Source organism: Clostridium sp. (assembly GCF_032552055.1).
GTDB lineage: Bacteria > Bacillota > Clostridia > Clostridiales > Clostridiaceae > Clostridium.
Genome location: NZ_JAWGSV010000242.1, coordinates 1 through 4,820, shown reverse-complemented (window position 1 = coordinate 4,820; position 4,820 = coordinate 1). Strand labels below are relative to the sequence as shown.

General features: G+C 27.8%; 5 protein-coding genes. All 5 read right to left on the bottom strand.

The window, feature by feature from the left end:
* Positions 1 to 184 precede the first annotated feature (184 nt).
* Positions 185 to 1,765, bottom strand: a complete 1,581-nt coding sequence (locus tag E6248_RS13295; RefSeq protein ID WP_316341274.1) for a PTS transporter subunit EIIC — start codon at positions 1,763 to 1,765, stop codon at positions 185 to 187.
* Between the two features lie 129 nt (positions 1,766 to 1,894).
* On the bottom strand, positions 1,895 to 2,647 hold the full coding sequence (locus E6248_RS13290; RefSeq protein WP_316341273.1) for a MurR/RpiR family transcriptional regulator: 753 nt from the start codon (positions 2,645 to 2,647) through the stop codon (positions 1,895 to 1,897).
* Positions 2,648 to 2,727: 80 nt separating this feature from the next.
* Complete coding sequence (locus tag E6248_RS13285) at positions 2,728 to 3,189, bottom strand: YdeI/OmpD-associated family protein (protein ID WP_316341272.1); 462 nt, start codon at positions 3,187 to 3,189, stop codon at positions 2,728 to 2,730.
* 245 nt (positions 3,190 to 3,434) lie between these two features.
* Positions 3,435 to 3,941 carry a GNAT family N-acetyltransferase gene (locus E6248_RS13280; RefSeq protein ID WP_316341271.1) on the bottom strand — a complete coding sequence of 169 codons (507 nt, stop codon included), beginning with the start codon at positions 3,939 to 3,941 and terminating at the stop codon, positions 3,435 to 3,437.
* Between the two features lie 212 nt (positions 3,942 to 4,153).
* A partial coding sequence (locus tag E6248_RS13275; protein WP_316341270.1) for a gamma-glutamyl-gamma-aminobutyrate hydrolase family protein occupies positions 4,154 to 4,820 on the bottom strand: 667 nt, incomplete at its 5' end.

The window sequence follows — 4,820 nt, the reverse complement described above, 5'->3', positions numbered from 1 at the left end:
ATATAAGGATATCTTTAGAATAAAGGAGGTTTTTCTATGCAAAACCTCCTTTATTTGTTCTTTTATTCATTTTTTCATTTTTAAGTTTTAAATAGCGAAACACCAGTAAAGATAAATATAATGTGTGAAATAAGCATATTATATTTATCTTTGCGGTTATATTCGCATTTTAAACCGTAGGCTATTAGTTTGCCTCTATTCCAAGAAATTCATCAACGCTCTTTCTAACGCCATTAACTTTTAGTCCATACACTACTTGGACATTTTCACCTTTAATAATAACACCATTCGCTTGTGTTTCATTTTTTAATAAGGCTTCATTAACTAATGATGAATCTTTAACTATTAATCTTAATCTTGTATAACAGTTATCAACCTTAACTATATTATCTTCTCCACCTAATCCTTCTACAATTAAAGGTGCAAATCCAAATTCCCCATTAGCATCTTTTGATTCTGATTTTGCTTTGTAATCACTCTTAGTATAAAGCTTAGTATCTCCATCTTCTTCTCTTCCTGGAGTTCTTAGCTTAAACTTAGTTATAACAAATCTAAATATTAAATAGTAAACTACAAATTGTCCTAGTCCAACTAAAATATACATTGGCCAACCTGTCTTCTCTATTCCTAGTGGTAAGTTATATAATAAGAAGTCTATTAATCCATTTGGACCTATTGCTGTAACCCCTAATACATTTAATACAACCATACCTAAACCACTTAATAATCCATGTATTAAGAATAATACTGGAGCTGCAAACATAAATGAGAATTCAATTGGTTCTGTAACACCTGCTAATATAGATGTAACAGCTGCTGGTATTAAAATAGCTTTAATCTTTGTTTTATTTTGTGGTAATGCTGTATGATACATTGCTAAACATGCACCTATTAAACCAAACATTTTAGAAAGACCTCTAGCATCCCAAATTACTGATGCTGAAAGTTTAGCTATAGTTGGATCAGCCATTTCTGCAAAGTAAATATTTCTTGCTCCTTCAAAAACTTGACCACCAATTTCTGCAACACCACCTAAAGAACTATATAAGAATGGTGTATAAACTAAGTGATGTAATCCTGTTGGGATTAATAATCTCTCTAAAGATCCATATGTAAATATTCCAAAGTTTCCTGAGCTTTGAATAAATTCACCAAGATTGTTAATTACATTTTGTACTGGTGGCCATACATAGCTAAATAAAACTGCTAAACCAACAGTAACTGGTATTAATATAATAAATACTAATCTAGAACCTCCATAAATTTGGAAAGCTCCATCAAATTCTTTTTCACAGAACTTATTATGTATATAAGCAACAACAATTCCTAGTATAATTCCTAAGAAAACCCCCATATCAAGAATTTGAACTCCTAATACAGTAGTTTGTCCACTTCCTCTTAAAGCATCTGCTGGTGCTAGCTTTTCAGTTAGCGTTAAAAATATATTCATTGCATTTATAAATACTAAGAATACTAAAAGTGAAGTAAATCCAGCCTCCGCCTTTTTCTTCTTTGCTAATCCAACTGCTAGTCCCACACAAAATATAATACCTAAGTTAGTTAATATTGAAACTAGTGAGCCTGATAGCATTTTCCCAAGTCCATATACCATATCATTTTTAAGAAATGGTACGTACTCTGCTAATTTTGCATTTGTTAATATATTACCTATAGCTATTATTATACCTGCAATTGGTAATATTAAAACTGGTACAAACATCCCCTTAGAAAAGTCTTGTAGTTTTGTCATTATCTTTTCTTTCATAGTTAATCTCCCTCCATTACGTTTTCAGAAACCATTTACATTTTTCATTATAATTAGCAGTCTACTTTCTGTATATAGATTTTAGTCCCAAAAAAACGTGTTACCCAATTAGATAACACGTTACTTAGATTAAATGCTTTTTCGCTTATAATATTCATATATTAGTAGCTCAACTAAAACTAGTACCTTTGGAAAAAAAGTATTAGGCATTAAATTTCTATCGTCTAACTTATTTGCATCATCAATTTTAAAGCTTATATCTGCTAGTTTACTTATGCTATTTTCTCTTTCGTTAGTAAAGGATACAACTTCTATTCCATGTTCTTTTGCCGTCTTCACCTTATTTAAAACCATAGGAGTTTCCCCTGACTTTGATATTACTATTATAGAACTTATATAATCTAAATTATTTTCAAAAACTCCTATTGAATCTGTACCATTTGATAATATACATCTTTTTCCCATTACTAATAGCTTCTTATTTATATATTCAGCTACTATCCCTGAAAATCCATTGGCATAAATAAAAATAAACTTATTATCTTCACTAAATAATATATCAATAAATTTATCAATACATTCACTACTATTTCCCTGTAAAATTCCCTCCATATTAAGACTGTCAACAAAGCCTCTCTCATCTATAGTATTCCCATAGTTACTTTTCTTAAGAGCAGCTAAATTGTACTGCATTTCTAAAAATCCAGAATAACCTAATTTTTTTGAAAGCCTCATAATTGTAGATGTGGAAGTAAAATTATTCTTTGCAATTCCTCTTACTCCAAGCTTATTAACTTCGTCTATATTATCTGCTATATAATTTAATACCTTTATTTCTATTTCTGTAAGCCCTTTATTTTCTATAAACTTTGATAAATCCATTAAATCTCCTCCATTATTATAAGAAGATTATATATTATTTTGATAACTTTTTCATTGTATAAATTATACAAATACTAATATTATATCTTTATTTTATCCTCTAACTTTTTAATTGCTTCTTCTATTCTTTTAATTCTTGTTTCTTCCTTCTTAGCTGATGTTATCCATTGAAAATACTTTCTTTGCTGAGAATAAGACAAACTTTCATAAAATTCATAAGCCTTTTCATTTAATATAAGCTTTTCTTTAAAGTCTTCTGGCAGTTCTATTTTTCTATCCTCATCATCTTTTTCTAATTCAACGCTGATTTTATCACCAAAACTTTTGCCTATCTTACTTCTTATTTCCTTTGTTATCCCAATCATATAGCAAGGTAAACCCATCCTTACAACTGATCCTCTATATTCAACATTATCAAATTTTACTTTAACCTTTATCCTCTTAGCTCCAAACTCTTTTTCAATATCTAACGGCACTTCTATATATGTTGCATCTTTCCCTTCATGCTTTTTTATTTCTGCTTCAAAATTATATTTCTTCATATATTTCTCCTTACATATTAATTAATCTATAATTTTACTTTAATAAAATTATAGATTAATTTCAATGTATAATACTGACTTTTAAATTTATCTCTAATAATTCTTCTTATAACTATCAATGGTTGGGATATACCCCTTCAATCATAACTTGTCATAAAATGCTTATAAAAAAACCTATAAACGAGACTTTTATTTACAATCACGTTTATAGGTATACATATTAAATCCTTTTAATTAGAGTATAATTAAGCAGCTATTTTGAAAAAATTATCTCTATTAATATGATATTCAATTTCATTTTCTAATAATTTAGCTTCTCTAAAGCCAATTCCTTTAAATAAATTTTGAGATCTTTTATTAACCTTCTTTATTTTTGCAATTACATCCTCTGCTCTCATTTCAAAGAAGGCAACCTTTAAAGCTTCAACTACTGCATTATGACCAATTCCTTTTCCCCATAGTTCCTTTTCACCTACTGCAATTACTATTTCTACAAAACTTCCTTTAGGTACTAACCTTAAGAAACCAATTGTCCCATATAAATTTTTTATAGTAAAAAATCTACAGTTATTATTAAAAAGATGAGTTAGTATAGGCATATTTACTCTATTTACTACACTCATTAATTTTTTTTGCACATTAGAATCTTCATTTAAATAACTTGTTATTTCCTCATCATTTAGCCAATCACATATTTTTTCAGCATCTGCCCTATAAACTTCCTGACTTAGGGCAACATTACTAATTTCCACAAAGAACACTCCCTAGTTAATATTTTATCTTTAACAAAGATATATTAACCTTATTACTAATATAAGTAAAAATCAGTATCCTTTGTTATCTAAATTTAACTCCCCTTATTTAACTTTTTCCCTATTTTCCACGATTTTTTCACTATCCTTATATTTTCCATTTATAGTATTTAAATTCCATTTAAATCTATTAAAAGTATTTTTCTGTAATTTTATTTATTACAGCTACTTATAAAGGAATTAAATATATTTCTTTGATCTTCAAAGTCCTTGTATAATAGTTCAGGATGCCATTGCACCCCTAATACAAACTTTTTATTTTTTAAATAAATACTTTCCACTAAATTATCTTCAGTCATTCCAGCAATATTTACTTTATTAGATATACTTTTTACACCTTGATGATGAAGTGTGTTTACCATAATTTCTTCTTTATTAATTATATCAAATAGCAAAGATTCCTTATTTATAATAATCTTATGAACTAATTTATTATAAGGCTTTCCTTGTCTATGATTACTTTCTTTATTATTATACTTCTCAACTTTTAAATCTTGATATAAACTTCCTCCTAAATATGAATTTAGCAATTGAAAGCCTCTACAAATAGCTAATATAGGCTTATTTTCTTTTAAGATTTCTCCAAGCAAAATAGCTTCCATAGTATCTCTTGCTGTATTAATATATCCACAATAATTTTCTTTTTTTTCATTATATATCTTAGGATTTATATCTTGTCCTCCTGTTAACAAAAATCCATCAAATCTATAAGATAAATCTTTTATATCTTCTTCATTATCTATCAATGGTAAAATAACAGGTATTCCACCTGCATCAGTTATAGCATTTAAATATGCAGGTAGCATCCAAATACTCTCT

Excerpts from the sequence above, each read along its gene's own strand:
- E6248_RS13290 (WP_316341273.1), bottom strand. The coding sequence starts at position 2,647 with ATGGATTTATCAAAGTTTATAGAAAATAAAGGGCTTACAGAAATAGAA.
- E6248_RS13285 (WP_316341272.1), bottom strand. The coding sequence starts at position 3,189 with ATGAAGAAATATAATTTTGAAGCAGAAATAAAAAAGCATGAAGGGAAA.
- E6248_RS13295 (WP_316341274.1), bottom strand. The coding sequence starts at position 1,765 with ATGAAAGAAAAGATAATGACAAAACTACAAGACTTTTCTAAGGGGATG.